This window comes from Nonomuraea sp. NPDC050786 (assembly GCF_040654115.1).
Classification (GTDB): Bacteria; Actinomycetota; Actinomycetes; order Streptosporangiales; family Streptosporangiaceae; genus Nonomuraea.
This window is the reverse complement of sequence record NZ_JBFAHJ010000003.1, coordinates 275,181-297,251: the sequence shown is the minus strand read 5'-3', so window position 1 is coordinate 297,251 and position 22,071 is coordinate 275,181. Positions and strand designations below refer to the sequence as shown.

At 70.1% G+C, this 22,071-nt stretch carries 20 protein-coding genes; 9 read left to right on the top strand and 11 right to left on the bottom strand.

All coding sequences use genetic code 11. The annotated features are described in order from the left end of the window. Nucleotides 1-9 precede the first annotated feature (9 nt). Nucleotides 10-2,013: a catalase gene (locus AB0H84_RS08970; protein ID WP_357600432.1), complete on the bottom strand. Its 2,004-nt coding sequence runs from the start codon at nt 2,011-2,013 to the stop codon at nt 10-12. Nucleotides 2,014-2,088: 75 nt separating this feature from the next. Between AB0H84_RS08970 and AB0H84_RS08965 the strand changes: the two genes are divergently transcribed. Then, entirely contained in the window at nt 2,089-2,742 is a 654-nt protein-coding gene (locus tag AB0H84_RS08965) for an HAD family hydrolase (RefSeq protein WP_357600430.1), read from the top strand. Nucleotides 2,743-2,777: 35 nt separating this feature from the next. Here AB0H84_RS08965 and AB0H84_RS08960 read toward each other — a convergent pair whose 3' ends face one another. The 6 genes from AB0H84_RS08960 to AB0H84_RS08935 form a co-directional block, all read right to left on the bottom strand. Further along, entirely contained in the window at nt 2,778-3,104 is a 327-nt protein-coding gene (locus AB0H84_RS08960) for a DUF5709 domain-containing protein (protein WP_357600427.1), read from the bottom strand. A 36-nt stretch (nt 3,105-3,140) separates the two neighbouring features. Continuing rightward, entirely contained in the window at nt 3,141-3,701 is a 561-nt protein-coding gene (locus AB0H84_RS08955) for a hemerythrin domain-containing protein (RefSeq protein ID WP_357600424.1), read from the bottom strand. Nucleotides 3,702-3,740: 39 nt separating this feature from the next. Continuing rightward, nucleotides 3,741-4,052 carry a MerR family transcriptional regulator gene (locus AB0H84_RS08950; protein ID WP_357600421.1) on the bottom strand — a complete coding sequence of 104 codons (312 nt, stop codon included), beginning with the start codon at nt 4,050-4,052 and terminating at the stop codon, nt 3,741-3,743. Nucleotides 4,053-4,106: 54 nt separating this feature from the next. Further along, nucleotides 4,107-4,538, bottom strand: a complete 432-nt coding sequence (locus AB0H84_RS08945) for an Hsp20/alpha crystallin family protein (protein ID WP_357600418.1) — start codon at nt 4,536-4,538, stop codon at nt 4,107-4,109. A 119-nt stretch (nt 4,539-4,657) separates the two neighbouring features. Further along, nucleotides 4,658-5,911 carry an MFS transporter gene (locus tag AB0H84_RS08940; RefSeq protein ID WP_357600415.1) on the bottom strand — a complete coding sequence of 418 codons (1,254 nt, stop codon included), beginning with the start codon at nt 5,909-5,911 and terminating at the stop codon, nt 4,658-4,660. Nucleotides 5,912-6,015: 104 nt separating this feature from the next. Next, nucleotides 6,016-7,749: an ABC transporter ATP-binding protein gene (locus AB0H84_RS08935; RefSeq protein WP_357600412.1), complete on the bottom strand. Its 1,734-nt coding sequence runs from the start codon at nt 7,747-7,749 to the stop codon at nt 6,016-6,018. 71 nt (nt 7,750-7,820) lie between these two features. Between AB0H84_RS08935 and AB0H84_RS08930 the strand changes: the two genes are divergently transcribed. From AB0H84_RS08930 to AB0H84_RS08920, 3 genes are all read left to right on the top strand, one after another. Beyond that, on the top strand, nt 7,821-8,240 hold the full coding sequence (locus AB0H84_RS08930) for a MarR family transcriptional regulator (protein ID WP_357600409.1): 420 nt from the start codon (nt 7,821-7,823) through the stop codon (nt 8,238-8,240). A 70-nt stretch (nt 8,241-8,310) separates the two neighbouring features. Beyond that, complete coding sequence (locus AB0H84_RS08925; RefSeq protein ID WP_357600406.1) at nt 8,311-10,410, top strand: M6 family metalloprotease domain-containing protein; 2,100 nt, start codon at nt 8,311-8,313, stop codon at nt 10,408-10,410. A 72-nt stretch (nt 10,411-10,482) separates the two neighbouring features. Beyond that, nucleotides 10,483-13,008 (top strand): tetratricopeptide repeat protein, encoded by a 2,526-nt coding sequence (locus tag AB0H84_RS08920; protein ID WP_357600403.1) that lies wholly within the window; start codon nt 10,483-10,485, stop codon nt 13,006-13,008. A gap of 3 nt (nt 13,009-13,011) precedes the next feature. Here the strand turns inward: AB0H84_RS08920 and AB0H84_RS08915 are convergent, their stop codons facing one another. Next, on the bottom strand, nt 13,012-13,884 hold the full coding sequence (locus AB0H84_RS08915; RefSeq protein WP_357600399.1) for a hypothetical protein: 873 nt from the start codon (nt 13,882-13,884) through the stop codon (nt 13,012-13,014). 73 nt (nt 13,885-13,957) lie between these two features. Here AB0H84_RS08915 and AB0H84_RS08910 point away from each other — a divergent pair, with 73 nt between their 5' ends. After that, nucleotides 13,958-14,740 (top strand): tyrosine-protein phosphatase, encoded by a 783-nt coding sequence (locus AB0H84_RS08910; protein WP_357600396.1) that lies wholly within the window; start codon nt 13,958-13,960, stop codon nt 14,738-14,740. A 14-nt stretch (nt 14,741-14,754) separates the two neighbouring features. Here AB0H84_RS08910 and AB0H84_RS08905 read toward each other — a convergent pair whose 3' ends face one another. Next, nucleotides 14,755-15,795, bottom strand: a complete 1,041-nt coding sequence (locus tag AB0H84_RS08905; RefSeq protein WP_357600393.1) for a Gfo/Idh/MocA family oxidoreductase — start codon at nt 15,793-15,795, stop codon at nt 14,755-14,757. Nucleotides 15,796-15,856: 61 nt separating this feature from the next. Next, nucleotides 15,857-16,756 carry a PAC2 family protein gene (locus AB0H84_RS08900; protein ID WP_357600390.1) on the bottom strand — a complete coding sequence of 300 codons (900 nt, stop codon included), beginning with the start codon at nt 16,754-16,756 and terminating at the stop codon, nt 15,857-15,859. Nucleotides 16,757-16,876: 120 nt separating this feature from the next. Here AB0H84_RS08900 and AB0H84_RS08895 point away from each other — a divergent pair, with 120 nt between their 5' ends. Continuing rightward, complete coding sequence (locus tag AB0H84_RS08895) at nt 16,877-17,269, top strand: ankyrin repeat domain-containing protein (RefSeq protein WP_357600387.1); 393 nt, start codon at nt 16,877-16,879, stop codon at nt 17,267-17,269. 208 nt (nt 17,270-17,477) lie between these two features. Next, on the top strand, nt 17,478-18,344 hold the full coding sequence (locus tag AB0H84_RS08890; protein WP_357600384.1) for a hypothetical protein: 867 nt from the start codon (nt 17,478-17,480) through the stop codon (nt 18,342-18,344). 8 nt (nt 18,345-18,352) lie between these two features. Here AB0H84_RS08890 and AB0H84_RS08885 read toward each other — a convergent pair whose 3' ends face one another. Beyond that, complete coding sequence (locus AB0H84_RS08885) at nt 18,353-20,461, bottom strand: ATPase (RefSeq protein ID WP_357600381.1); 2,109 nt, start codon at nt 20,459-20,461, stop codon at nt 18,353-18,355. A gap of 252 nt (nt 20,462-20,713) precedes the next feature. Between AB0H84_RS08885 and AB0H84_RS08880 the strand changes: the two genes are divergently transcribed. Both AB0H84_RS08880 and AB0H84_RS08875 read left to right on the top strand, forming a co-directional pair. Continuing rightward, nucleotides 20,714-21,175 carry a GNAT family N-acetyltransferase gene (locus AB0H84_RS08880; protein ID WP_357600378.1) on the top strand — a complete coding sequence of 154 codons (462 nt, stop codon included), beginning with the start codon at nt 20,714-20,716 and terminating at the stop codon, nt 21,173-21,175. 75 nt (nt 21,176-21,250) lie between these two features. Next, on the top strand, nt 21,251-22,060 hold the full coding sequence (locus AB0H84_RS08875; protein ID WP_357600375.1) for an MIP/aquaporin family protein: 810 nt from the start codon (nt 21,251-21,253) through the stop codon (nt 22,058-22,060). Nucleotides 22,061-22,071 lie beyond the last annotated feature (11 nt).

The following is a 22,071-nucleotide window of genomic DNA, read 5'->3' as shown; positions in this document are numbered from 1 at the left end:
ACGTACCGATCACGCCGGAACGGCGCTCACGTCCCGCTCGTAGAAGCGGTGCCCGGCCACCGCCGTCGCGAACTTCTCCGCGATGCCGTCCCCCATCACCACCCCCACGTCGTTGGGCAGCCGCGCGGCCTCGAGCAGCTCGCGCCCGGACCCCACCGCGCCGATGGCCTTGCCGTGCTTGAACGCCTCCTTGACGAAGAACTGCGCCCGCCCCACCGGCGCCAGCGCGGCGCCGTCGGCGGCCACCACCGCGTCGTAGATGACCGAGTTCGCCGCGCTGAGCTGCCGGTCCACCGGGATGCCGCCGACGGTGCCCTCCGCCGGGGCGACCACCTCGCAGATGGCGCCCTTGGCCTCGAGCGATTCGCGCAGGGCCGTGACCTCTCCGGCGTCCGTCCCGTCGGCCATCAGGATGGCGATCTTGCGGGTGGCGACGCTCTGCGGCTGGCCGGTCATGCTGAGCGCGGGTGAGGCGTTCGAGTGGACCTGGGCCATCGGCGGTTCGGGCAGGCCCAGCCCCGCCGCCACCTGCGCGGCCAGGTCCGGGTGGATCTGGCCGAGGTGCCGGAGCAGGCCCTCCTTGATGTGCGGGCGCTCCACATGTCCCAGCTCGAACAGGAACGCGGCGACGATGTGCTGCTTCTCCCAGTCGGCCATGCTGTTCCAGAACAGGGTGGCCTGGCTGTAGTGGTCGTCGAAGCTGGGGCTGCGCTTGCGGATCTTGACGCCGTCCACCCGCTCCTGGTAGTGCCGGTAGCCGTCGGCCGCCGCAGGGTGGCCGCCGCTGATGGAGTTCGGCGCGTAGCTCGTGCGCGACTCGTGGATCATGTGCTGGTGGAAGCCGTCGCGCTGGTCGTTGCGGACCTCGTTCACCGGCCGGTTGATCGGGATCTGCGGGAAGTTCGGCCCGCCCAGGCGCAGCAGCTGGGTGTCGAGGTACGAGAAGTTCCTGGCCTGCAGCAGCGGGTCGTTGGAGAAGTCGATGCCGGGCACCACGTTGGCGGTGTGGAAGGCCACCTGCTCGGTCTCGGCGAAGAAGTTCTGCGGGTTGCGGTTGAGCGTCATCTTGCCGATGGGCCGCAGCGGCACCTGCTCCTCCGGGATGATCTTCGTGGGATCGAGCAGGTCGAAGTCGAAGTCGTGCTCCCGCGACTCCGGCACGAGCTGCACACACAGCTCGTACTCGGGGTAGGCGCCGCGCTCGATCGCCTCCCACAGGTCCCGGCGGTTGTAGTCGGGGTCGTTGCCCTGGATGCGCAGCACCTCGTCCCACACCAGCGAGTACGTCCCCAGCACCGGCCGCCAGTGCCACTTGACGAACGTCCCCTGCCCCAGGGCGTTCACCAGCCGGAACGTGTGCACGCCGAACCCCTGCATGGTCCGGTAGCTGCGCGGGATAGCCCGGTCGGACATCAGCCACATGACCATGTGCAGCGACTCCGGCTGCAGCTGGATGAAGTCCCAGAACGTGTCGTGCGCCGACTGCGCCTGCGGGATCTCGTTGTGCGGCTCCGGCTTGACCGCGTGCACGAAGTCGGGGAACTTGATGCCGTCCTGGATGAAGAAGACCGGGAAGTTGTTGCCGACGAGGTCGAAGTTCCCCTGCGAGGTGTAGAACTTCGTGGCGAACCCGCGCACGTCGCGCACGGTGTCGGCCGAGCCGCGCGAGCCGGCCACGGTCGAGAAGCGGACGAAGGTCGGCGTCGGCTTCGACGTGTCGTTCAGGAAGGCGGCCGTGGTCAGGTCGCCGAGCGGCTCGTAGAGCTGGAAGATCCCGTACGCGCCGGCGCCCCGGGCGTGCACCACGCGCTCGGGGATGCGCTCGTGGTCGAAGCGGGTGAGTTTCTCCCGGAAGTGGAAGTCCTCCATGAGGGTCGGCCCGCGCTCGCCCGCCCGCAGCGAGTCGTCCGTGTGGTCGACCCCGACGCCCTGGTCGGTGGTCATGGTGAGGTCGTCCACCGGGACGCGGTGGGCGTCGAGCTGGCGGTCCTTCGCGTCGCGCTCTGATGGCATGAGAAAATCCCCCTTTGCGGGTGTTTGTCAGGCTTTACACCAGTGCCCATGCGGGCAGGTCGAAACGGGGGAACGATGATCAAGGCCGTGGTGTTCGACGTCGGGGAGACGCTGATCAGCGAGGAGCGAATCTGGGCGCGCTGGGCCGAGCGGCTGGGCGTGAGCGGGTTCGTGCTGATGGGCGCGCTCGGCGGGATGGCCGCCCTGGACCGTCCGCACGGCGACGCCTTCGAGCTCGTACGCCCCGGCTTCGACCTCCTCGCCGAGGAGGCCGCATGGGAGCGCGACGACCCCCACGGCCTGCGTAACCACTTCGACGCCGACGACCTCTACCCTGACGTGCGCGACGCGCTGGCCGCCATCCGCGGCGCCGGCTACCAGGTGATCATCGCCGGCAACCAGCCGAGACGCGCCTACGACGCGCTGGTCGCCATGGACCTGCCCGCCGACTCCGTGCACACCTCCGAGGGATGGGGCGTCTCCAAGCCGGCCCCCGGGTTCTTCGCCAAGGTCGCGGCCGTCGCGGGGCGGGAGCCCGGCCAGATCCTCTACGTCGGTGACCGGCTGGACAACGACGTGCTGCCCGCCGCCGCGGCCGGCATGCGCACCGCTCTGCTGCGCCGCGGGCCGTGGGGATACCTGCATGCCGAGCGCCCGCAGGCGGAGGCCGCCGACGCGGTGGTCGACGGCCTGCACGCGCTGCTGCCCGTGCTCGAACGCCTCGCGTGAGGCGGCGACGGGCCTGACGCCCGCGCCGGTACCTCTCACGGAAGGCTCTCGTCGGGGTCGATGCGGACGGCACGCTCTTCCGCCGACAGGTCGTTGCCGTCGTCGTCGCCCCAGTCCGAGGCGATCTCCTCGCCCTCGGTGTCGGGCTCCAGCCCCTCGTCCGGCTGCGTCAGCCGGTGTTTGGGCCGGGGCTCGTGGAGCCGGTCCCTGGCCTCCCGGCGCAGGCGTTCGTCGAGCGTGTCTCTGTGCTGGGGGTCGTCCTCGACGACTTCGTGATAGAGGCCGAGGTCGTCGGTCCACTCCTCGACCTCGATCTCCTGTTCGTCGCTGAGGCCGAACCGGTCCGGAGGTTTTTCGGTCATACGCGCCCCCTACCCAGCGAGGAGCCCGAAATCCTCCTATTTGGTGTGCCGTAGCGCCTCGGCCAGCTCCTTCTTGTCCATCTGGGACCGGCCGGGAATGTCGGCCTTCTTGGCCTTCTCGTACAGCTCCGCCTTGCTGGCCCCCTCGCGCGAGCCGGACGGGGCCGCCTGCTTGGGGACGCCGAGCGCCTTGAGCTCCTCGGCCCTGCGCTCCTTGAACGCCTTGCCGAGCTCCTTCAGCTGCTTCTCGCCGGCGGACTTCGCGAGGGCGGGCAGGATCTTGCTCTCTTCTTCTTCGACGTGGTGCGTGACGGACGTGATCAGCTCATCGAGCGTCTTGCGGAACTCCGGTGTGCCAGGCTTGGCCCGTACGAGCGCGTCCAGCAGGATCTCGGCCTCTTTGTGCTCCTCGACGCTGTGGTGGGCGTCGATGTGCGGATAGACCCGGTCCTCCTCGGCCCGCGAGTGCGCGATCAGGAGGGCGTGCAGCTCGGCCACGGCGGCCGACGGGTCGCCTTCCTCCTTCTTGAGCCGCTCGAAGAGGCCCTCCACGGTCCGGTGGTCACTGGTGATCAGCGTGATGACGTCGGTTGCCATGGTGGCCACTGCTACCCGGCCGGATGGCGTCCAATCACGTCACTCCAGCTCCTGGATCCGCTCCCGGGCCTCCTTCAGCTGCCGGCGCAGCTCGGCGAGCTCCCGCTCGAGCTCGAGGATGCGGCGGATGGCGATGAGCGTCATGCCCTCGTCGGCCATCCGCGTGACGTGCTGGACGATCATGATGTCGCGCCGGGAGTAGCGCCGCTGGCCGCCGCTGGAACGGCTCGGGCTGATGACGTCGTGCTGGTCGAGCCGGCGCAGGTAGGCCTGCTGGACCTGCAGCATCTCCGCCACCTGCCCGAGGGAGTAGAGAGGCGCGTGTTCGTCGTCGAAGGGCAGGTCGGCCATCATGGGCTCCTCGTCGTACGGGGGTGGGCGGGGGTGCCCACCCCCGGCCGCGGGTCAGGCCCTGATGGCCTTGGTCTCGCCTCGCTGGATCTCCACCTTGCGCGGCTTGGCCCGCTCCAGCACCGGGATGCGGACGGTGAGCACGCCGTTGGCGTAGCCCGCGTCGATCTGCTCGCTGTCCAGGTGCTCGGAGAGGTAGACGCGCCGGGTGAACGAGCCCATGGGGCGCTCTCGCACGAAGAGCCGCTCGTTCTCCGCGAGCTCCTCCTCCCGGCGGGCGGTGATGCTGAGGACGCCGCGGTCGACCGTGACCTCGATGGAGTCGGGGTCGATGCCGGGCAGGTCGAAGCGCAGGAGCACGTCGTCGTCGCGGCGCAGCCCGTCCATGGGCATGACGGCGCCCTCCGTGCCGAAGGTCTGGCGAGCCAGGCGGTCGAACTGGCGCTCGAACTCCTGGAAGAACGGGTCAATCGAGGTCAAGAGCATGTCGAAACCTCCTCGCTGCGATCTTGTTTGCAGGTAACCTCTAACTTCAGTTGAAGGTTAGCTCTAGACGAGAGAGCAAGCAATCGAGGTAAGGAGATATTAGCTCACTGGTAAGCCTGTCAGGCGTTCTCCAGGCGCGGGCGCAGCCGTACGGCCTGCCTGAAGGTCCGGCCGGACAGCCGGGCCAGCCCGGCGGCGGCCAGGAGCGCGGCGGCCACGCAGGACACGCCGCCGATCTCCAGCGCGATCCGCGGCCCGAGCCCGTCGCTGAGCCAGCCGAGCAGCGGCCCGCCGAGCGCGCCCGACCCCGCGCTGACGATGGACAGCGCCGCGATGACCCGGCCGCGCATGGGCTCGGGACTGTCGAGCTGGGCGCGCGCCGAGACGGTGGTGTCGAGCGCCACCGCGCCGGCCGCGATCGGCAGCAGCACGGCCCCGAACATCCACAGCTCCGGCATCAGCCCGCTCACCGCCTGCGCCACTCCGGTCGCGAACGCCGTGACCAGCAGCAGCCGGAGCGTCAGGTGGGGCCTCGCGGCGGCCAGGAAGCCGCCGAGCACGGTGCCGACGGCGAAGACCGTGGACAGCAGGCCGTAGCCGCCGGCGCCCGCCGCCAGCGGGCCGGCGCTCATGGCGGCCATGGTGACCTGGTAGTTGCGCCCCACGCTGCCCGACACGAACCAGAGCGCCAGCACGACCAGCAGCCACGGGGTGCGCAGCACGTAGGCCAGGCCCTCGCGCACGGAGCCCGGCCGCCGCCCGGCGGGCGCGAGCCGGTGGAACTCCTCGCGCCGCATGGCCAGCACCGCCGCGACCACCACGAAGAAGCTGGCGGCGTTGATCACGAACAGCCCCTCGTTCCCCGTGAACGGCAGCAGCACGCCCGCCAGGCTCATGCCCAGGATGCGGCCCGCGGAGTTGAGGATCGAGCCGAGCGCCATCGCGTTCGGCAGGTCGGCGGGCGGTACCACCTCGGCGCCGAACCGTCCGAGCGCGGGACCGCCCAGCGCGGTGATGACCCCGCCGGTCAGCGCCACCCCGTAGATCGGCAGCACCGACTCGACGCCGCTCACCGTGATCAGAGCCAGTACGGCGGCGAGCGCGGCCTGCGCGAGCTGCGCCGCGATCACGACGGGCCGGCTCGGCAGCCGGTCGGCCAGCGCGCCGCCCCACATGCCCAGCAGCAGCGTCGGCAGCGCCTGCATGACGAGGCTCAGCCCGACGCTGGTCGCCGAGCCCGTCAGCGTCAGGATGAGCCAGTTGACACCCAGCACCTGCATCCAGGTGCCCGTCACGGAGACGAGGTCAGCTCCCGCCCAGAGCCGGTAGTTGTGGTGCCGAAGCGCCCTGAACGTGGAGGAGGAGAGAGACAAAACGGGTCCTAGCCTTGAAGATTCACCGGGGGGTCAAACACGGTGATCTCAGAGGCGGATTCCGGTCTGACCGGAATGTGAGGCAAGACACGTTTAATTGAGGTTTAAACGAGCTCGAGCGGTTCGTCCCGACTCACCAGCGCCGCGTAGTGGCCGCCGCGCGCCATCAGCTCGTCGTGGGTGCCGCGCTCGACGATCTTCCCGCCGTCCAGCACGACGATCTGGTCCGCGTCGCGGACGGTGGAGAGCCGGTGCGCGATCATGATGGTGGTACGGCCCTGCGCGAGGTTGTCGAGCGCCTCCTGCACGGCCCGCTCGGTCTGGGTGTCCAGCGCGCTGGTGGCCTCGTCGAGCACCAGCACCGGCGGGTTGCGCAGCAGCGTGCGGGCGATGGCCAGGCGCTGCTTCTCGCCGCCCGAGAACCGGTAGCCGCGCTCGCCCACCAGGGTGTCGTAGCCGTCGGGCAGCGAGGCGATGTGGTCGTGGATGCGCGCCGCCCGCGCCGCCGCCTCCAGCTCCTCGTCGGTCGCCGACGGCCGCGCGAAGCGGAGGTTGTCGGCGATGGAGGCATGGAAGAGGTACGTCTCCTGCGACACGACGCCGACCGCCTCGCTCAGCGTCTCGAACGTCAGCTCCCGCACGTCCACCCCGTCGATCGTGACGCGGCCACCGGTGACGTCGTAGAGCCTGGGCAGCAGGTAGCTGAGCGTGGTCTTGCCCGATCCGGTCTCGCCCACGACGGCCAGGCTCGAGCCGGCGGGGACCGTGAGGTCCACGCCGGTGAGCGTGGGGGTCTCGCCGTACGAGAAGTCGACGCCCTCGAAGCGGACCTCGCCGCGCACCCCGCGCAGCTCCCGCGTGCCAGGGTGGATGTCGACCGGCAGGTCGAGGTACTCGAAGATGCGCGCGAACAGCGCCAGCGAGCTCTGCACGTCCACGCCGAGCCGCAGCAGCGAGACCATCGGCCGGAACAGGCTGGTCTGCAACGTCGTGAACGCCACCAGCGTGCCGACCGAGATCGCCCCGGTGTAGCCGACGGCCCAGTAGATGAAGGCGGGCATCGCGGCCATGACGAGCTGGATCGACGCCTGCTTCCACCGGCCCGACATGCTCACCCGCACGCCGACGTCGGCCAGCTCGCCGGAGGCCCGCCCGAAACTCTCGGTCAGCTCGCCGGAGCGGCCCATGGTGCGGCCCAGCAGGATGCCGCTGATCGACAGCGACTCCTGGACCATGGACGCGATGCCGGCCAGCTTGCGCTGCTGCTCGGCGGTGATGCGCTTGCGTTCGCGACCGACGTTGCGGCTGATCCACACGAACACCGGCATCAGCAGCAGCGAGATCACCGTCAGCCGCCACTCGAGCGCGACCATGGCGACGACGGTGGCGATCACCGTGGTGAAGTTGGAGACGAGGGAGGCGGCCGTCGTGGTGACGACCGACTGCATGCCGCCGATGTCGTTGGCGATGCGCGACTGCACCTCGCCGGTCCTGGTGCGGGTGAAGAACGCCAGCGACATGCGCTGCAGGTGACCGTAGACGGCGAGGCGCAGGTCGTGCATCACGCGCTGGCCCACCGTGGTGGAGATCAGCGTCTGCAGCACGTCGAACACGTTGGTGGTGACCGCCACCGCGATCATGCCCAGGGCCAGCAGGGTGAGCAGGCCGGCGTCCCTGGCCGGGATCGCCACGTCCAGCACCTCGCGCAGCAGGAACGGCGAGGCCAGCGCCACCAGCGACGACAGGAGGATGAGGACGCCCACCAGGGCCAGGCGGCCGCGGTAGGGGCGGAACAGCTTGATGATGCGCCCGAGAGGCGCGCGTGGTTCCTCCGCCAAGTGGGGCCTCCTTTCAGATGTCCACTCAAACAGAGGTTAACTCATATTTGTTCCGGCTAAACTTCGGAGGTATGGAAGAGACGGAGCTCGCCGAGCTCATGCACCTGGTCGGGCGGCGGTTGCGGCACGGGTACATCCACCGGCTGGAGCCGCTCGGGCTCAACCCCGGCCAGGCCCGCGCCCTCCGCGCGCTCGCCGACGCGGCGCGGCCGCTGCGCATGGTGCAGCTGGCCGACCAGCTGCGGATCGTGCCCCGCTCGCTCACGCCGGTGGTGGACGCCCTGGAGTCCGCAGGGCTCGTACGCCGGGAGGTCGATCCCGCCAATCGCCGCTCCACGCTGGTGCAGATCACCCCGGAGGGCCGCCGCCTCGCCGCCCGCGCCCGCGACGCCCGCCGCGAGGCGGGCCAGGAGCTCTTCGCCGTGCTGGGGGAGGAGCGGCGTGACCAGCTCCGGGACCTGCTGAGCCTGGTGGAGGAGCAGTTCCGCTGACCCACGGCAGAGCGCTCATTTCACAGCGCTGATCGTTGATCTCCGTCGATAACGTCTATACCGTCAATCCGTGATTGCCCCGAAGAAGCTGTTACAGGGTTTGCTGGCGGCCATCGTGCTGATCCCGGTGAGCTTGATCGCGACCCCTGCTTCCGCAGCACCCCCCACGGACCCCGAGTATCCATGGCGGCAGAACCACTGGCCGCAGACGCAGCCCTGGCAGCTCGACGCACCCGCCGACGCCCAGGCCCTGCGCACCCGCACGCCCGGCGACATCAAGCCCATCGACCCGCAGAACTGGGCGAACCCCGACAGCATGACGTGGGCCGACTACAAGCAGCCGCCCGGCACCAAGTGGAACGACCCGGCCGTCAAGGGGTCGAAGCGCACGTTCAAGGGCGCGCTCGTGCTGCTCGACTACCCGAACCAGCCGTTCGTGGTCACGCAGCCCAAGGGCTCGACCATCTACGCGAACCCGAGCGCCGAGGCCCACGACGTCCCGCGCGACCAGGTGGCCAAGTTCTACCAGGACTTCCTCAACACCCCGAACGCCCTCAACAAGGGACACACCATCCACGAGTACTGGATGGAGGACTCGGGCGGCAGGTACGGGGTGGAGCTGACCGGGTTCGGGCCCTACACGCTGTCGGGCAAGGACCACGAGTACGCGATGGAGTTCCAGGGGGGCACCGGCTGCCCGGCGGGTGACGACTGCACCAAGAACCTGCGTACCGAGGGCAACGCCGCCTGGATCGCCGCCGTCGGCGAGGAGGCGGCCAAGCAGTTCGACTTCGTCTTCTACCTGAGCGCCGGCCAGGACGAGTCGTCCACCTGGCAGGAGTTCGGGATGATGAAGTTCCCGACCAAGGAGGACGTGCCGGACGAGTGGGGCCCGCCGGACCCGGCGCTGCCCAACTGGGTGGACACCCGCTACGTCGACTGGACCTCCTGGCAGGCCGGCTCCAACTTCTGGCCGAACGCCCGCTTCGGCGTCGACTCGGTGCAGGCCGAGAGCTCCGGCATGGCCGTCTACGCCCACGAGCTGAGCCACATCATGGGCATCGCCGACAACTACAACAACCCGTACTCCGTACCGCCCAAGAGGGCGTACACCGGCGTCTGGGAGATGCTGAGCCGCGGCAGCTTCAACGGCCCGGGCGGCCCGCACTCCCGCTGGCTGATCCCGCCGACGGCCGGCGCCTCCATGGGCGCCCAGCACATGCTCCGCAACAAGATCAAGCTGGAGATGGTGGACGAGCAGAACGTCCTGCGCCTGTCACGCGCGGCGCTCGACGAGTCGGGCCTGGTCACCGCCAGGGTCCTGGCCCGCGTGGCCCAGCCGGGCAAGAACGGCCTGTCCGGCGTCAACATCTCCTTCGACACCGACGGCGACAAGAGCTCGTGCGACAAGGCCGACCCGCTCTGCGACGGCGGCGGCTACGACAACTACACGGTCGAGGTCGTCGACCGCATGGGCACCGACTCGTTCACGCCCGACTCCGGCGTCCTGCTGGCCAAGACCAAGAACCAGGACAGGGCCCCGTTCGAGTGGGTGATCGACGCGAACCCGCAGGACATCAACATGACCGACTACGTCATGCCCGACGGGACCAGGGTGCCGATCACGATCGGCGACTACCGCCAGCTCGCCGACGCCCTCTTCCACGCCGGCACCGACTCCGGCAGCGAGTACGAGTACGTCGACCAGGCCAACCGCTTGCACTTCTACATCACCGACGTCAAGCGCGACCGCGACGGCCACCTCTCCTACACGGTCGCCATCCGCTCGCTCGACGGCGCGGGCCCGCAGAAGCGCGGCGTCAAGGTGCTCCCGACGGCCGGCCTGCCGACCGGCAAGGCCGCCTCCAGCTGCAAGTTCCCGCTCTTCAACACCGGCAGGTCCGCGCCGGCGCAGGGTCAGCACCCGGAGGACGTCAGCGCCTACCTCAACTCCGACGTCTACCGCCTCAAGGCCGAGGTCCAGGGCAAGGGCTGGACCGCCCAGCTCCCGAACGCGCTGGCCTCCGTCGCGTTCGGCAAGCAGGATCTGGTCACCGTGAACGCCGTGCGCGCGTCCGGCGGCGACCGGCTGGCCAGGGTCAAGCTCACCGCCACCTCGGAGAGCGACCCCACCAAGACGGCGACGGCCACCTGTCAGGTGATCGGCTAGTGAATGAACGATGGGGTACGGCTGGCGCAAGCCGTACCCCATCGGTTTGAATCACCCCCAAGGGGGTGTTCGTTGACAGGCGAGCTGCCGGACAAGCCGAAACCACGACGGAGAAGGGTACGTTGGGCCGCGCCGGTCTCCGCCGGACTGGCGGCCGCCGCGGCGAGCGTGCTGACAGCGTCCATGGAGTGGGAGATCCCGTCGGCGGCCAAGATCGCCGTGACGGGGGCGGCGGCCGTCCTCGTGGGGCTGACCACCTGGGCCACCACCGAGACGCGCGAGCCCGGACGCCGGCCGCTGCCCGGGCCCGCCTCGCTCTCTCCCGACCAGTGGCCGCCCGTTCCCGAGCACTTCACCGGCCGTGCGGAGTCGCTCGCCGAGTTACGCGAGGTCTTCACCGAGCGCAGGAAATCCTCGGACCTCTCGCCGCCCCTCGTCGTCTCGGTGTACGGCCGGGGCGGCGTCGGCAAGTCGGCGCTGATGACCCGGTTCGGGCAGGAGGTGTCCGGCTGGTTCCCCGACGGCAGGCTCTACGCCGACCTGCGCGGCGGCGTGGACGACCCGGTCCGCCCGGACGAGGTGCTCATAGGGTTTCTGCGCGCGCTGGACGTGCGCCTGACCACCGACCCCGGCGGCCTCGACGAGTTACGCAAGCTCTGGCTGACCTGGACCAAGGGCCGCAGGATCCTCGTCGGCCTGGACAACGCCCACGACGCCGACCAGGTCAAAGCGCTGATCCCCGCCGAGCCCGGGTGCGCGGTGCTGGTCACGTCGCGTGCGCCGCTGTTCCTGAACGGCACCCATGACACGCGGCTCGGCGTGCTCAGCGAGGCGCACGGCGTGGAGCTGCTGGCCCGGCTGGCCGGCGGCGCCCGGGTCGTCGAGGACCTCGACGCCGCCAAGGAGGTCGTGCGGATGTGCGACTACCTGCCGCTGGCGATCAACATCTGCGGCGCCCGGCTGGCCACCCGCGAGCAGTGGACCATGCGCGAGATGGCGGGCCGCCTGGCCGACACCCGCCGCCGCCTCGACCAGCTCGAAGTGGCCCCGACGGTCGACAAGAGCGTGCGCGCCTCCGTCCAGCTGAGCTACGACGACTGCACCGGGATGCAGCGCCGCCTGCTGCGCCTGCTCAGCGCGCTCACCGCGCCGGACGTGCCCGGATGGGTGGCCGGCGAGCTCCTCGACATCTCCGGGCTCGACGGCGCCGACCAGCTCGAGGCCCTCATCGACGCCCAGCTCGCCGAGTGCTCGGGCACCGACCAGACCGGCGCGATGCGTTACCGCCTGCACGACCTGGTCAGGGTGTTCGCCGCGGAGCTGGCCGAGCAGGACGAGGCCGCGCGGCGCCGGGCCGCCGTCGAACGCGTGCTCCACGGCTACCGCCGCCGTGCCGAGGAGGCCGCGCAGGACCGCTGGCCGCAGGACTGGAGCCGCGGCGGCCGCCGCTCCGCCCCCGACGGGGAGGTACGGGCCGCCGACTGGCTCAACGCCGAACGGCTGTCGCTGATCGCCATGATCCACCTGGCCCGCCAGCTCGAGCTGTGGGAGCTGACGTGGGGGCTGGCCAGGGCGTTCTGCTCGCTGTGCCACTCGCTGCGCGCGTACTGGGCCGACTGGGCGGCCGTGGCGGAGATCGGCTGCGAGGCCGCCGCGCGGAGCGGCGACCGGCGCGCGCTGGCCATCGCGCTGCTCGACAGCGCCTCCGTGCACGGCGGCCTGGGCCTGCGCGAGCGGGCGCTGCAAGAGGCCGAGCAGGCCCTGGAGGCGTTCGCCGAGCTGGGGGAGTCGTGGTGGGCGGCCAGGGCCATGCGCACGATCGGGATGACGCTGTTCAGCGACGGCCACCTGGACCGGGCGCAGGAGTACCTCATCGGCGCCATCACCGCGTTCAAGGGCGAGGACGACCTGTGGTGGATGGCCCGCACCCAGCGCAACCTGGCCGAGATGCGCATGGCGGAACGCCGCCCGGACGAGGCCAGGGAGCTGCTGGAGGACGCCCTGGAGATCTTCAAGCGGGAGGGCAACCGCTACTCGGAGGCCCAGACGCTGCGCGTCTACGGCGAGGTGCTGGCCGCGCAGGCGCGCGCCGAGCACGGGGACGGCGACCACCGGCTGGCCGTCAACCTGTTCACCAGGGCGGGGTTCAGCCTCGACCGGGCCGCCGAGATGTTCCGGCAGCGCGGTGAGCTGTGGGAGGAGGCGCGCTGCCTGCGGGCCGCCGGTGAGGTGGGCGACCCGGACAACGGGCTGCGCGAGCTCGAGTACGTACGGCGGGCCGAGCAGATCCTCGCGGCGCTGGGCGACTCGTGGGGGGTGGCCAGGACCGCCGTGTCGGCCGGTCGGGCGCTGGCGAGGCTGGGCCGGATCGAGGAGTCGGAGCGGGAGCTGCGGCGGGCCGTGCAGGGGTTCGAGGAGCTCGAGGACCGGTGGTGGATGGCCAGGAGCCTGCGTTACCTCGGCGAGGCCCACCTGGACGCGGGGGGCCGCGGGGCCGCGGTGGAGCCGCTGGAGCAGGCCAGGGAGATCTACCGCAGCCTCGGCAACGAGGCCGGCATGCGCCGTACCCTGGAGCTCCTCAGGCGCGCCGCGCCCTGACCCTCAGCTGAGCGGGCTCCTGATCAGCTCGCCCGCCGCCTGCCGGGCCTGCAGGATGCTCTCCTCGAACAGCTTGCGCACGTGCGCCGCCTGATCGGCCAGCTCCCTGATGCGCTGGTGGGCCAGGTCGTCCCGCACGGTGTCGGCGATCAGCTGCTGGTACTCGGGGGTCTTGGCGGCCAGCGTCTCGAGCCGCCGGTGCGCGTGGTAGACCCGGTCCGCCTTGATCACCTGCTTGGCGTACTTCTCCAGGTGGCGTACGCGCCGCGACAGCGACGTCCAGGCGGCGTCCAGCGCGCTGGAGTAGGGCTTGAACGCGTCCTCCAGGCCCGGTGGCAGCTCGCGCGGGACGAGCTTGCCGTGCTCGGCGTGCATGGACGACAGCCGCCGCAGCCGCTGGGCGATCTGCCAGATCTCCTCGGGCAGCGACACCTGGTTCTCGATGCTGTCGATCAGGCCGTCCTTGTGGACGCGGGAGGCCATGATCGCGTCGACCGCGTTCTGGGCCCTGCGCAGCAGCATCTGGCAGGGGTGGTCCAGGTCCTCCGGGATGACGTAGTAGTTGGCATGGACCTGGGCCAGGCTGAGCTTGCGCCTGGTCGAGCGATAGGTGCTGTCCACTGCCAGCCACCGGATCAGGACGATCAGGCCGACTCCCATGCCCGCGACCAGTAGGCCCTCCATGCCGGTCAGCACGCCGAGCATCGCCAGGAAGCTGGGGAGGAGGAAGAGGACGGCTGGGTTCTTCGTGGTGTCCATGCGCGCACCCGATCGGGCCTTGCGGAGGATGTGCGGGCTCGACCGCAGCTCGACCGAGATCTCCGGGGGCAGCGATGGATCGATCACCAGCCGTGGAGGCAGAGCTCGTGGATCCATACGTTCATGCTGCGTTATGAACCTCGAATCCGCTCATATTTGGCGGACATATAGGGTCGCAATAATGGATGAGATGACGAGGTGGATAGACCTGGAAGGCGCGGTCAACGCGCGTGACCTGGGCGGACTGCCCACCCGCGACGGCGGCCGCACCCGTCGCGGACGGATCTTCCGTGCCGACAATCTGCAGGGCCTCACGCCCGCCGACGTGACGCTGCTGGTCAACGAGCTGAACCTGCGGCACGTCGTGGACCTCCGCTCGAACGCCGAGGTCTCGTTGGAGGGCCCAGGGCCCCTCACCCGTGTGCCCGAGGTGCGGCACCACCATCTGACGTTGTTCGCGGAGGGTGGCACGCACACCGACGTCGAGGCCGACACCATCGACGGCGACCGGGTGCTGCCCTGGGCCGAGCGCGTCCTGGACGAGGAACTGCGGGTGACCGGCTTCTACTTCGGCTACCTGCGCGACCGCCCCGACGCCGTGGTCGCGGCGCTGCGCGCGATGTCGCTGGACGACGGGGCGGCGCTGGTGCACTGCGCCGCGGGCAAGGACCGCACCGGAGTGCTGTCGGCGCTGGCCCTTGAGGTCGCCGGGGCGACCCGGGAGGCGATCGTCGAGGACTACGAGGCCACGGGGGAGCGGCTGGAGCTGATCCTCAAGCGGCTGCGGGGGAGCGAGACGTACCGGGGCGACCTGGACTCGCGCCCGGCCGACGACCACATGCCCCGGGCGCGCTACATCGAGCAGTTCCTCGGGGTGCTCGACGACCGGTTCGGCGGGCCGATGGGGTGGCTGACGCGCCACGGCTGGACCGACGCCGACACGACCGCGCTCCGTGCCCGCCTGCGCGACTGACGCCGGCGGGGACGTCAGGCCAGGCGAACGACGGTGCCCTGGGTGGCGGAGAGGCGGGCGGCCTCGATGACGGCCAGCGCGTCGATCACGCTCTCCGGGTCCACGGGCGGTGGCGCGCCTTCGCGCAGCGCCGCCGCCACACCCCGGTAGAAGTCCAGGTACGCCCCCGGCTCGGTCCGCACGGCGCGATGGGCGTCCTCCGTGCCGAGCAGGCCCCAGCTCCCCTCGTCATCCTCCCCGAACTCGGGCGAGTCGGGCGCCATCCCCGCCCGCAGCCGCTCCTCCTGCAGGTCCATCCCGTGCTTCACGTACGCCGCCGCAGACCCCAGCACCCGGAACCGGGGCCCGCGAAAGGCCGACACCGAGCTCATCCACAGGTGCGACCGCGCACCGCCCGCGTGCGTCAGCGCGATGAACGTGTCGTCGTCGGAGGCCACGCCCGCACGCCGCACGTCGCTCTCGCAGTAGACCTCGCGGACGGGCCCGAGCAGCTGCAGGGCCTGGTCGACGAGGTGGCTGCCCAGGTCGTAGAGGAGCCCGCCGATCTCCTCCGCGCCCCCGGTCTCGCGCCAGCCGCCCTTGGGCACCGGCCGCCACCGCTCGAACCTCGACTCGAACCGCAGCACCTCACCCAGCCGCCCCTCCTCGACCAGCATCCGCACGGTCCGGAAGTCGCCGTCCCACCGGCGGTTCTGGTAGACGCTCAGCATGAGGCCGCGCTCCTTGGCCAGCCGGACCAGCTCGCGTCCCTCCTCGGCGGTCCTGGCCAGGGGCTTGTCCACGACGACGGGCAGGCCGTGGGTGAGCGCGGCCGTGGCCGTGGCCACGTGGGTCCTGTTGGGCGAGGCGACCACCACGAGGTCGCACCTGCCCCACAGCTCCTCCACGTCGGGCACCGTGGCCGCGCCGTACTTCTCGGCCACCTCGGCCTGCCGGGCGGCGTTCCCGGTCACGACGGCGGACAGGGAGAGCCCTGGGGTGGCGCGGATGAGGGGGGCGTGGAAGTACGCCCCCGCGGTGCCATAGCCGACCAGCCCCACCCGGAGTTCGCTCATTTCCCCAGGCTATCCCGGTGAAGATCCCCGGCCCGCCCCACACACGTGGAGCGGGCGCGGGTCAGTCCTCGTCCCGCTCGGCGAGGAAGGCCTCGAACTGGGCGGCGAGCTCGTCACCCGTGGGCATCGGCGTGGTCTCGGCCATCAGGTTCTCGCGTTCGGCGCCCGCGGCGAAGGCGTCGTACTGCTGCTCCAGCCCCTTGATCGCCGTGGACAGCTCGGTGGAGGCGCTGATCTGCTCCTCGATCTCCGTCGTCGTACGGCGGGCCGCGTCGCGCAGCGACTCCATCGGGAACACCAGCCCCGTCCCCCTCGTCACGGCCTCCAGGCCGGTCACGGCGGCGGTCGGGTATTCGGCCTGAGACAGGTAGTGCGGCACGTGGATCGCGTACCCGAGCGCGTCGCGGCCCTGCGCTCCCAGCCGCAGCTCCAGCAGTGCCGCCACGCTCCCCGGCACCTGGACGCGCCCGAACGCGCTCGTCTGCGCGTTGATCAGCTCGGGCCGGCTGGCGTGCATCGTGATGCCGAGCGGACGGGTGTGCGGAACCGCCATGGGGATGCCGTGCAGCGTCACCAGCTTGCTCACGCCCAGCCGCGCCACCAGGTCCGACACGGCCTTGGTGAACAGCTCCCACTCCCGGTCGGGCTCGGGCCCGTTCATGACCAGGAACTCCGTCCCTGTCGCGTCCTTGGCGACATGAACGGCCAGCTCCGGGCTCTCGCACTCGACCCAGCGATCGGTGTCGAAGGTCATGATGGGACGGCGAGAGCGGTAGTCGAGGAGCCGGTCCACGTCGAACGTCGCCACAACCCGGTGTTCGAGCTCGGCCAGCACGTGGCCCAGCGCAAGATGTCCGGCGCTCCCCGCGTCGACAAAACCGTCGAAGTGGTACAACAACACCGGATCGGGTAGCTCGGGCACGTCATCGGCGAGCTCGTACAGATCCGTCGGGTCGAACACGGTTGGACAGCCTTTCCCTAGGTACTCATCTCCAGAACCTACGGCGCGTCGGAACGATTCCGCGCAGAGACGGACGGAACGACTCCGTGCACGGCACCCTATCGAGGCACAATGGGACGCATGGACCGGGACCCGGAACTCGACGAGTCGGCGACCAGGATGTTCGACCTGGCGAGGGCGGGCGACACGGAGGCGCTGCGGGCGTACGTCGAGGCCGGGGGGCCGGTCAACCTGACCAACGGCAAAGGTGACACTTTGCTGATGCTGGCGGCTTACTACGGTCACGCCGAGACTGTACGCATGCTTGTCAGCTGCGGCGCCGATCCCAACGGGATCAACGGCCGCGGGCAGACCCCGCTCGCGGGCGCGGTCTTCAAGAAGGAATCGGCAGTGGTCAGAGCGCTGCTGGACGCGGGGGCCGATCCGCACGCGGGCGCGCCGTCGGCTTTGGACACGGCGCGAATGTTCGCAAATGACCGGTTTATACAATGGTTTACGAATCGTGATTCATAATATGAAATAAGCTTTTATGGTATTGAAGTGATCGAGTGTGGCCTTACGGGCAGTCTGTAGTCATGCTGGGGAGGTGGCGAATTCTGCGCACCCCTTCAGTAGGCGGCCACTCCACATTCCTCCGTTGCCATGCCCGTTCCCTAACGAGATCAACGTCCATGCGGCGGAGGTCACTGCGGAGAGTCAGGCATGGGTGGCCGCCTCCAACATGCTTCCCAGCGCCGACTCCCTCGAGCACTTCAGTCGCTCGGAGCTCGGCCACCTTCCGGCACGGACCAACCCCACCGTTCCGCGCGACAGTCTCCGGCTGATCACCGACTGGTACTTCTGGCTCTGGGCCTTCGACGATGGGTTCTGCGAGAGCGAGTTCATGGGCCGTCGGGCCGCGGCGGTCGCCCGCGCGCTGCCGTCGCTCCTGGAGAGCCTCGAGGGAAACAGGGATCCGGAGCCCGGCGACGTGTTCGGCCTCGCCCTCAAGCAGCTCATGGACCGCATCTCCGCGATAGCCACCCCCGAACAGCTGGACCGGTGGCGGAGCGCGGTGAAGGAGTACTTGTTCGCCCAGATCTGGGAGGCGGCGAACCGCGAGGCCGATCTGATCCCGACCCCCGAGGACTACCTCCTGATGCGCCGCACCACCGGCGCCACGTACACCTGCTTCGCGCTCATCGACATCGGCGGCGGCTACCGGATCGAGACCGCGGACTGGTACCACCCCGACGTGCGAGCCCTCTCCGACCTGGCATGCGACCTCGTCGGGTGGGACAACGACCTGCTCTCGTACGCCAAGGAGCGCCGCGCCGACAAGGCCCGGCACAACCTCGTGACCGTGCTGGCGACCCACAAGTCGCTCTCCCTGCAGGATGCGCTGCTCGAGGTCGCCCGGATGCACGACGAGGCGATCACCGCGTTCGTCGACCGGCGCGCGGCCGTGCAGAGGTGGGCTCCGCCGCCGGTGCTCAACTATGTGCGCGGTCTCGAACACTGGGTCCGCGGCCACATCGAGTTCTCGTTCGCCAGCGCACGCTTCGTGCAGGCCTGGCCGGACGACACCCGCTGGCCGCAGGCCGTCTGAGGTCCAGATCAGTTGCCGTCGAGGGCGTCCAGCTCGCCCAGCGCGAGCGCGGACGCCTCCTCGAGATCGAACCGGGCGCCCTCTTCGAAGGCGCTCTTGTAGGCGAGCTCACCCATCCGCCGCGCGCACTCTCTGACGCACGCGTTGTGGTCGGCGGACAGGAACGGTGCGCCCAACTGCGGCAGGCCGGCCGATTTCCAATTCTGCTGCAGCGCCCCCAGCAGCGAGGCGGCCTGCGGTAGCCGGTCCAGGGCCACGAAGATCCGTGCCGCGGACTCCAGCGCCAGCAAGGTGCCGAGGGTGTCGTGGAAGTGCAGTTTGATCCGCAACCCCTCCCTCACGCTCTGCAGCGCCTCCTCGGGCCGGTTGGTCGCGAGCCTGGCGCCCGCCAGCGCCCACTGCGCGTGCGAGCTCAGCCAGAGCTCGCCGCGCTCCTTGCATACCAGCAGGCAGTCCTGCAGCAGAGACTCGGCCTCATAGAACTCCCCCTGCGCGGTCAGCACGATGGACAACTCGACGATGGCGGGCAGCAGCCCGGGGTTGAGCTCCTTGTTGTCGGTGTTGAACTCGATCGCCACGCCCAGCAGCGCGCTCGCCTTCTGCATGTCACCCTGGAGCATGGCGGCGGTGCCCTGCATCTTGGAGGCCAGGATCACCGCCCGGGAGTCGCCCACCTGGACGGCCTCGGAGCTGCACTTCTCCGCGGCCGACTGGCCTCCGACGCTGTCGCCCTGGGAGTTGCGCACGTAGGCGAGCACCCAGAGCGCCTTGCATCGTTCTCTGCTCGGGGTCGGGTTGGCTTCCAGCGCCCGCTCGAGGTAGAGACGTCCCTCGCGGGCGAATCCGCAGCAGACCCACATGAACCAGAGCGACGACAGCAGTGTCAGCGCCAGCGGCTGCTTGGCCGGCGTCTTGAGAGCGTAATCGAGGGCGATCCGGACGTTGTGGTGTTCCTGGCGCATGCGGACGAACCAGTAGATCTGCCGCGGCCCCGACCAGGCATCCTCGCCGCGCTTGGCCAGATTGAGGTAGTACTCCAGATGCCGCTGGCGCATCTGGTCGGCCTGCCCGAGCTTGTCCAGCCACTCCTCGCCGTACTCGGCCAGGGTGTCGATCAGCTTGTAGCGCATACCGGCTTCGTGGTGCCTGATCAGCAGGACGGACTTCTCGACAAGGTTCGCGATGAGCTCGGTGATGTGCTCGGCTGACAGGCGCCCGTCGGAGCAGACAAATCGGGCGGCGTCCAGCTCGAAGTCGCCCGCGAACACCGACAGGCGTGCCCACAGCAGCCGCTCCGCGGGCTCGCACAGCTCGTGACTCCACCCGATGGCCGCCCGCAGCGTCTGGTGCCTCGCCAGCGCCGTCCGGCTCGCGCCCGCCAGCAGGCTGAACCGGTCGGCCAGCAGCCCGAGGATCTGCTCCACGGACAGTGCCCGCAGCCGCACGGCCGCCAGCTCGATCGCGAGCGGGATCCCGTCGAGCCTGCGGCACAGCTCGGCCACCGGGCCGATGTTGTTCTCGTCGAGCACGAAGTCCGGCACGCTGGCGCCGGCCCGCGCCGCGAACAGCTGCACGGACTCGTTCGTGAACAGGCTCTCGCCCGGATCGTCACCCGGCACCTGAAGCGGCGGCACCGGCATGACGTGCTCGTACGGCAGGTTGAGCGACTGCCGGCTGGTGGCCAGCACCTTCAGGTTGGGCGCCGCCTCCAGCAGCTCGTGCACCAGCTCGGCGCACCCGGCCACCAGGTGCTCGCAGGTGTCGATGATGAGCAGCATGTCGCGCTCGCCCACCCACTCGGCCAGCGACTCCGACTCCGCCCGTGAGGACTGGTCGGCGATGCCGAGCGCGGAGGCGATGGTCTGCTTGACCATGCCCGCGTCCTGCAGCCGCCCGAGATCGGCGAACCACACGCCGTCGGGATAGTGCGAGCGCACCTGATGCGCCAGCCGCAGCACCGTGCGGGACTTGCCGACACCCCCGATGCCTGTCACGGTCACCAGGCGGGACTCGCTGAGGTGCCGTTTGAGGGTGGCGAGGAGACGGGTCCGGCCCACGAAGCTGGTGAGCTCCGCCGGCAGATTGCCTTCACGCCGCCAGCCTGTCGGGGTGGACATGGGCAGCCTCACGGGGGGTAGGCGACACCTGCACTCGCATCGTACCGCCGTGGCTATCGCCTGTCTTGGAGCTGTGAACACGCTCGGTGCGGGTTTGTGCGCCTGGGTAGCATGGTGGGCGTGAAAGATTTTCTTCCGGAGCAGACGGCGGACGACACGGACGAGGGCTGGGGCGACTGGCGCGAGGCCGACCCGGACGCCTTCTACCTGGACAACAAGCCTCCGCACTGGGCCTAGACCTCCCAGGCGACCATGACGCGATCCCCCGGCCACGTCCTGCGCGCCGCGACCCCCGCGGACTACGACGCCATAGCCGCCGTCGTCGACGACTGGTGGGGCCGCCCGGTGCTGCCCTCCCTGCCCAGGCTCTTCCTCGACCACTTCCACCGGACCAGCCTGATCGCGGAGGGCCCGGCGGGCCTGGCGGGCTTCCTGATCGGCTTCCTCTCCCCGTCGGAGCCGGACGAGGCGTACATCCACTTCGTCGGCGTCTCTCCCGACGCCAGGAACGGCGGCCTCGCCCGCACCATGTACGAGCGCTTCTTCGAGCTGGCCCGCCGGCACGACCGGCGCGTCGTGAAAGCCGTCACCGCACCCGTCAACCGGGCGTCCATCGCGTTCCACCGCCGCATGGGGTTCGAGCCAAGCGACCCCGTCCCCGGCTACAACGGCCCGGGAACGAGCCTGGTGACCTTCGTGCGTCACTTTGCGTGACGCATAGCGCACGATCGGTGTGCGTTCCCGGAAATCGGGAAGGCAGATCACGATCACGTGCGCAAGGAGGGCCGGGTGGCCGAACGTCCCTATCAGATGCGGCTGGCCGGTGAGCTGGTCGCCGAGTTCGCCGGGACCATGGTGCTCATCCTGTTCGGCGTCGGCGTGGTCGCGCAGGTGGTCGCCGCCAGGCTCGGCGATCACGACAGCATCGCCTGGGCCTGGGGGATCGGGGTCGCGCTCGGCGTCTACGTGGCGGGCCGGACCACGGGCGCGCACCTCAACCCGGCCGTCACGCTGGGGTTCGCGGTCTTCCGGGGGTTCGACTGGGGGAAGGTCGTCCCGTTCGCCCTGGCGCAGACGGCCGGGGCCTTCGCCGGGGCGCTGGTCGTGCGGTGGAACTACACCGAGGCGCTGGCCATGGTGGACCCCGGACACACGATCAAGACCCAGGGCGTCTTCTCCACCCTGCCGGGCAACGGCACGCTGCCGGTGACCCAGCTGGGCGCGCTCCGCGACCAGATCATCGGCACCGCCATCCTCCTCTTCGTCGTCTTCGCCCTGTCCGACACCTCCAACATGGCCCCCAGCGCGAACCTCGGCCCCGTCGTCATCGGCCTGCTGATCGTCGGCATCGGCATGGCCTTCGGCGCCGACGCCGGTTACGCGATCAACCCGGCGCGCGACTTCGGGCCGCGCCTGGCGAGCTTCCTCACCGGGTACGGCAGCGCGTGGCGAGATCAGCACGGCGGCCTGTACTTCTGGGTGCCGATCGTGGGCCCGCTGATCGGCGGGGTCATCGGGGCCGGGCTGTATCAGGTGTGCATCGCCCGATTCCTCCCGCCGGGCATGGACCGCGACACCGTGAAGCCGTCGGACGCCTGAGCGGAAGCCCT

What these genes read in the sequence shown, in the direction of transcription:
- AB0H84_RS08970 (WP_357600432.1), bottom strand. Translation starts at nt 2,013, where the DNA reads ATGCCATCAGAGCGCGACGCGAAGGACCGCCAGCTCGACGCCCACCGC.
- AB0H84_RS08965 (WP_357600430.1), top strand. Translation starts at nt 2,089, where the DNA reads ATGATCAAGGCCGTGGTGTTCGACGTCGGGGAGACGCTGATCAGCGAG.
- AB0H84_RS08960 (WP_357600427.1), bottom strand. Translation starts at nt 3,104, where the DNA reads ATGACCGAAAAACCTCCGGACCGGTTCGGCCTCAGCGACGAACAGGAG.
- AB0H84_RS08955 (WP_357600424.1), bottom strand. Translation starts at nt 3,701, where the DNA reads ATGGCAACCGACGTCATCACGCTGATCACCAGTGACCACCGGACCGTG.
- AB0H84_RS08950 (WP_357600421.1), bottom strand. Translation starts at nt 4,052, where the DNA reads ATGGCCGACCTGCCCTTCGACGACGAACACGCGCCTCTCTACTCCCTC.
- AB0H84_RS08945 (WP_357600418.1), bottom strand. Translation starts at nt 4,538, where the DNA reads ATGCTCTTGACCTCGATTGACCCGTTCTTCCAGGAGTTCGAGCGCCAG.
- AB0H84_RS08930 (WP_357600409.1), top strand. Translation starts at nt 7,821, where the DNA reads ATGGAAGAGACGGAGCTCGCCGAGCTCATGCACCTGGTCGGGCGGCGG.
- AB0H84_RS08915 (WP_357600399.1), bottom strand. Translation starts at nt 13,884, where the DNA reads ATGGATCCACGAGCTCTGCCTCCACGGCTGGTGATCGATCCATCGCTG.
- AB0H84_RS08910 (WP_357600396.1), top strand. Translation starts at nt 13,958, where the DNA reads ATGACGAGGTGGATAGACCTGGAAGGCGCGGTCAACGCGCGTGACCTG.
- AB0H84_RS08905 (WP_357600393.1), bottom strand. Translation starts at nt 15,795, where the DNA reads ATGAGCGAACTCCGGGTGGGGCTGGTCGGCTATGGCACCGCGGGGGCG.
- AB0H84_RS08895 (WP_357600387.1), top strand. Translation starts at nt 16,877, where the DNA reads ATGGACCGGGACCCGGAACTCGACGAGTCGGCGACCAGGATGTTCGAC.
- AB0H84_RS08890 (WP_357600384.1), top strand. Translation starts at nt 17,478, where the DNA reads ATGCTTCCCAGCGCCGACTCCCTCGAGCACTTCAGTCGCTCGGAGCTC.
- AB0H84_RS08885 (WP_357600381.1), bottom strand. Translation starts at nt 20,461, where the DNA reads ATGTCCACCCCGACAGGCTGGCGGCGTGAAGGCAATCTGCCGGCGGAG.
- AB0H84_RS08880 (WP_357600378.1), top strand. Translation starts at nt 20,714, where the DNA reads ATGACGCGATCCCCCGGCCACGTCCTGCGCGCCGCGACCCCCGCGGAC.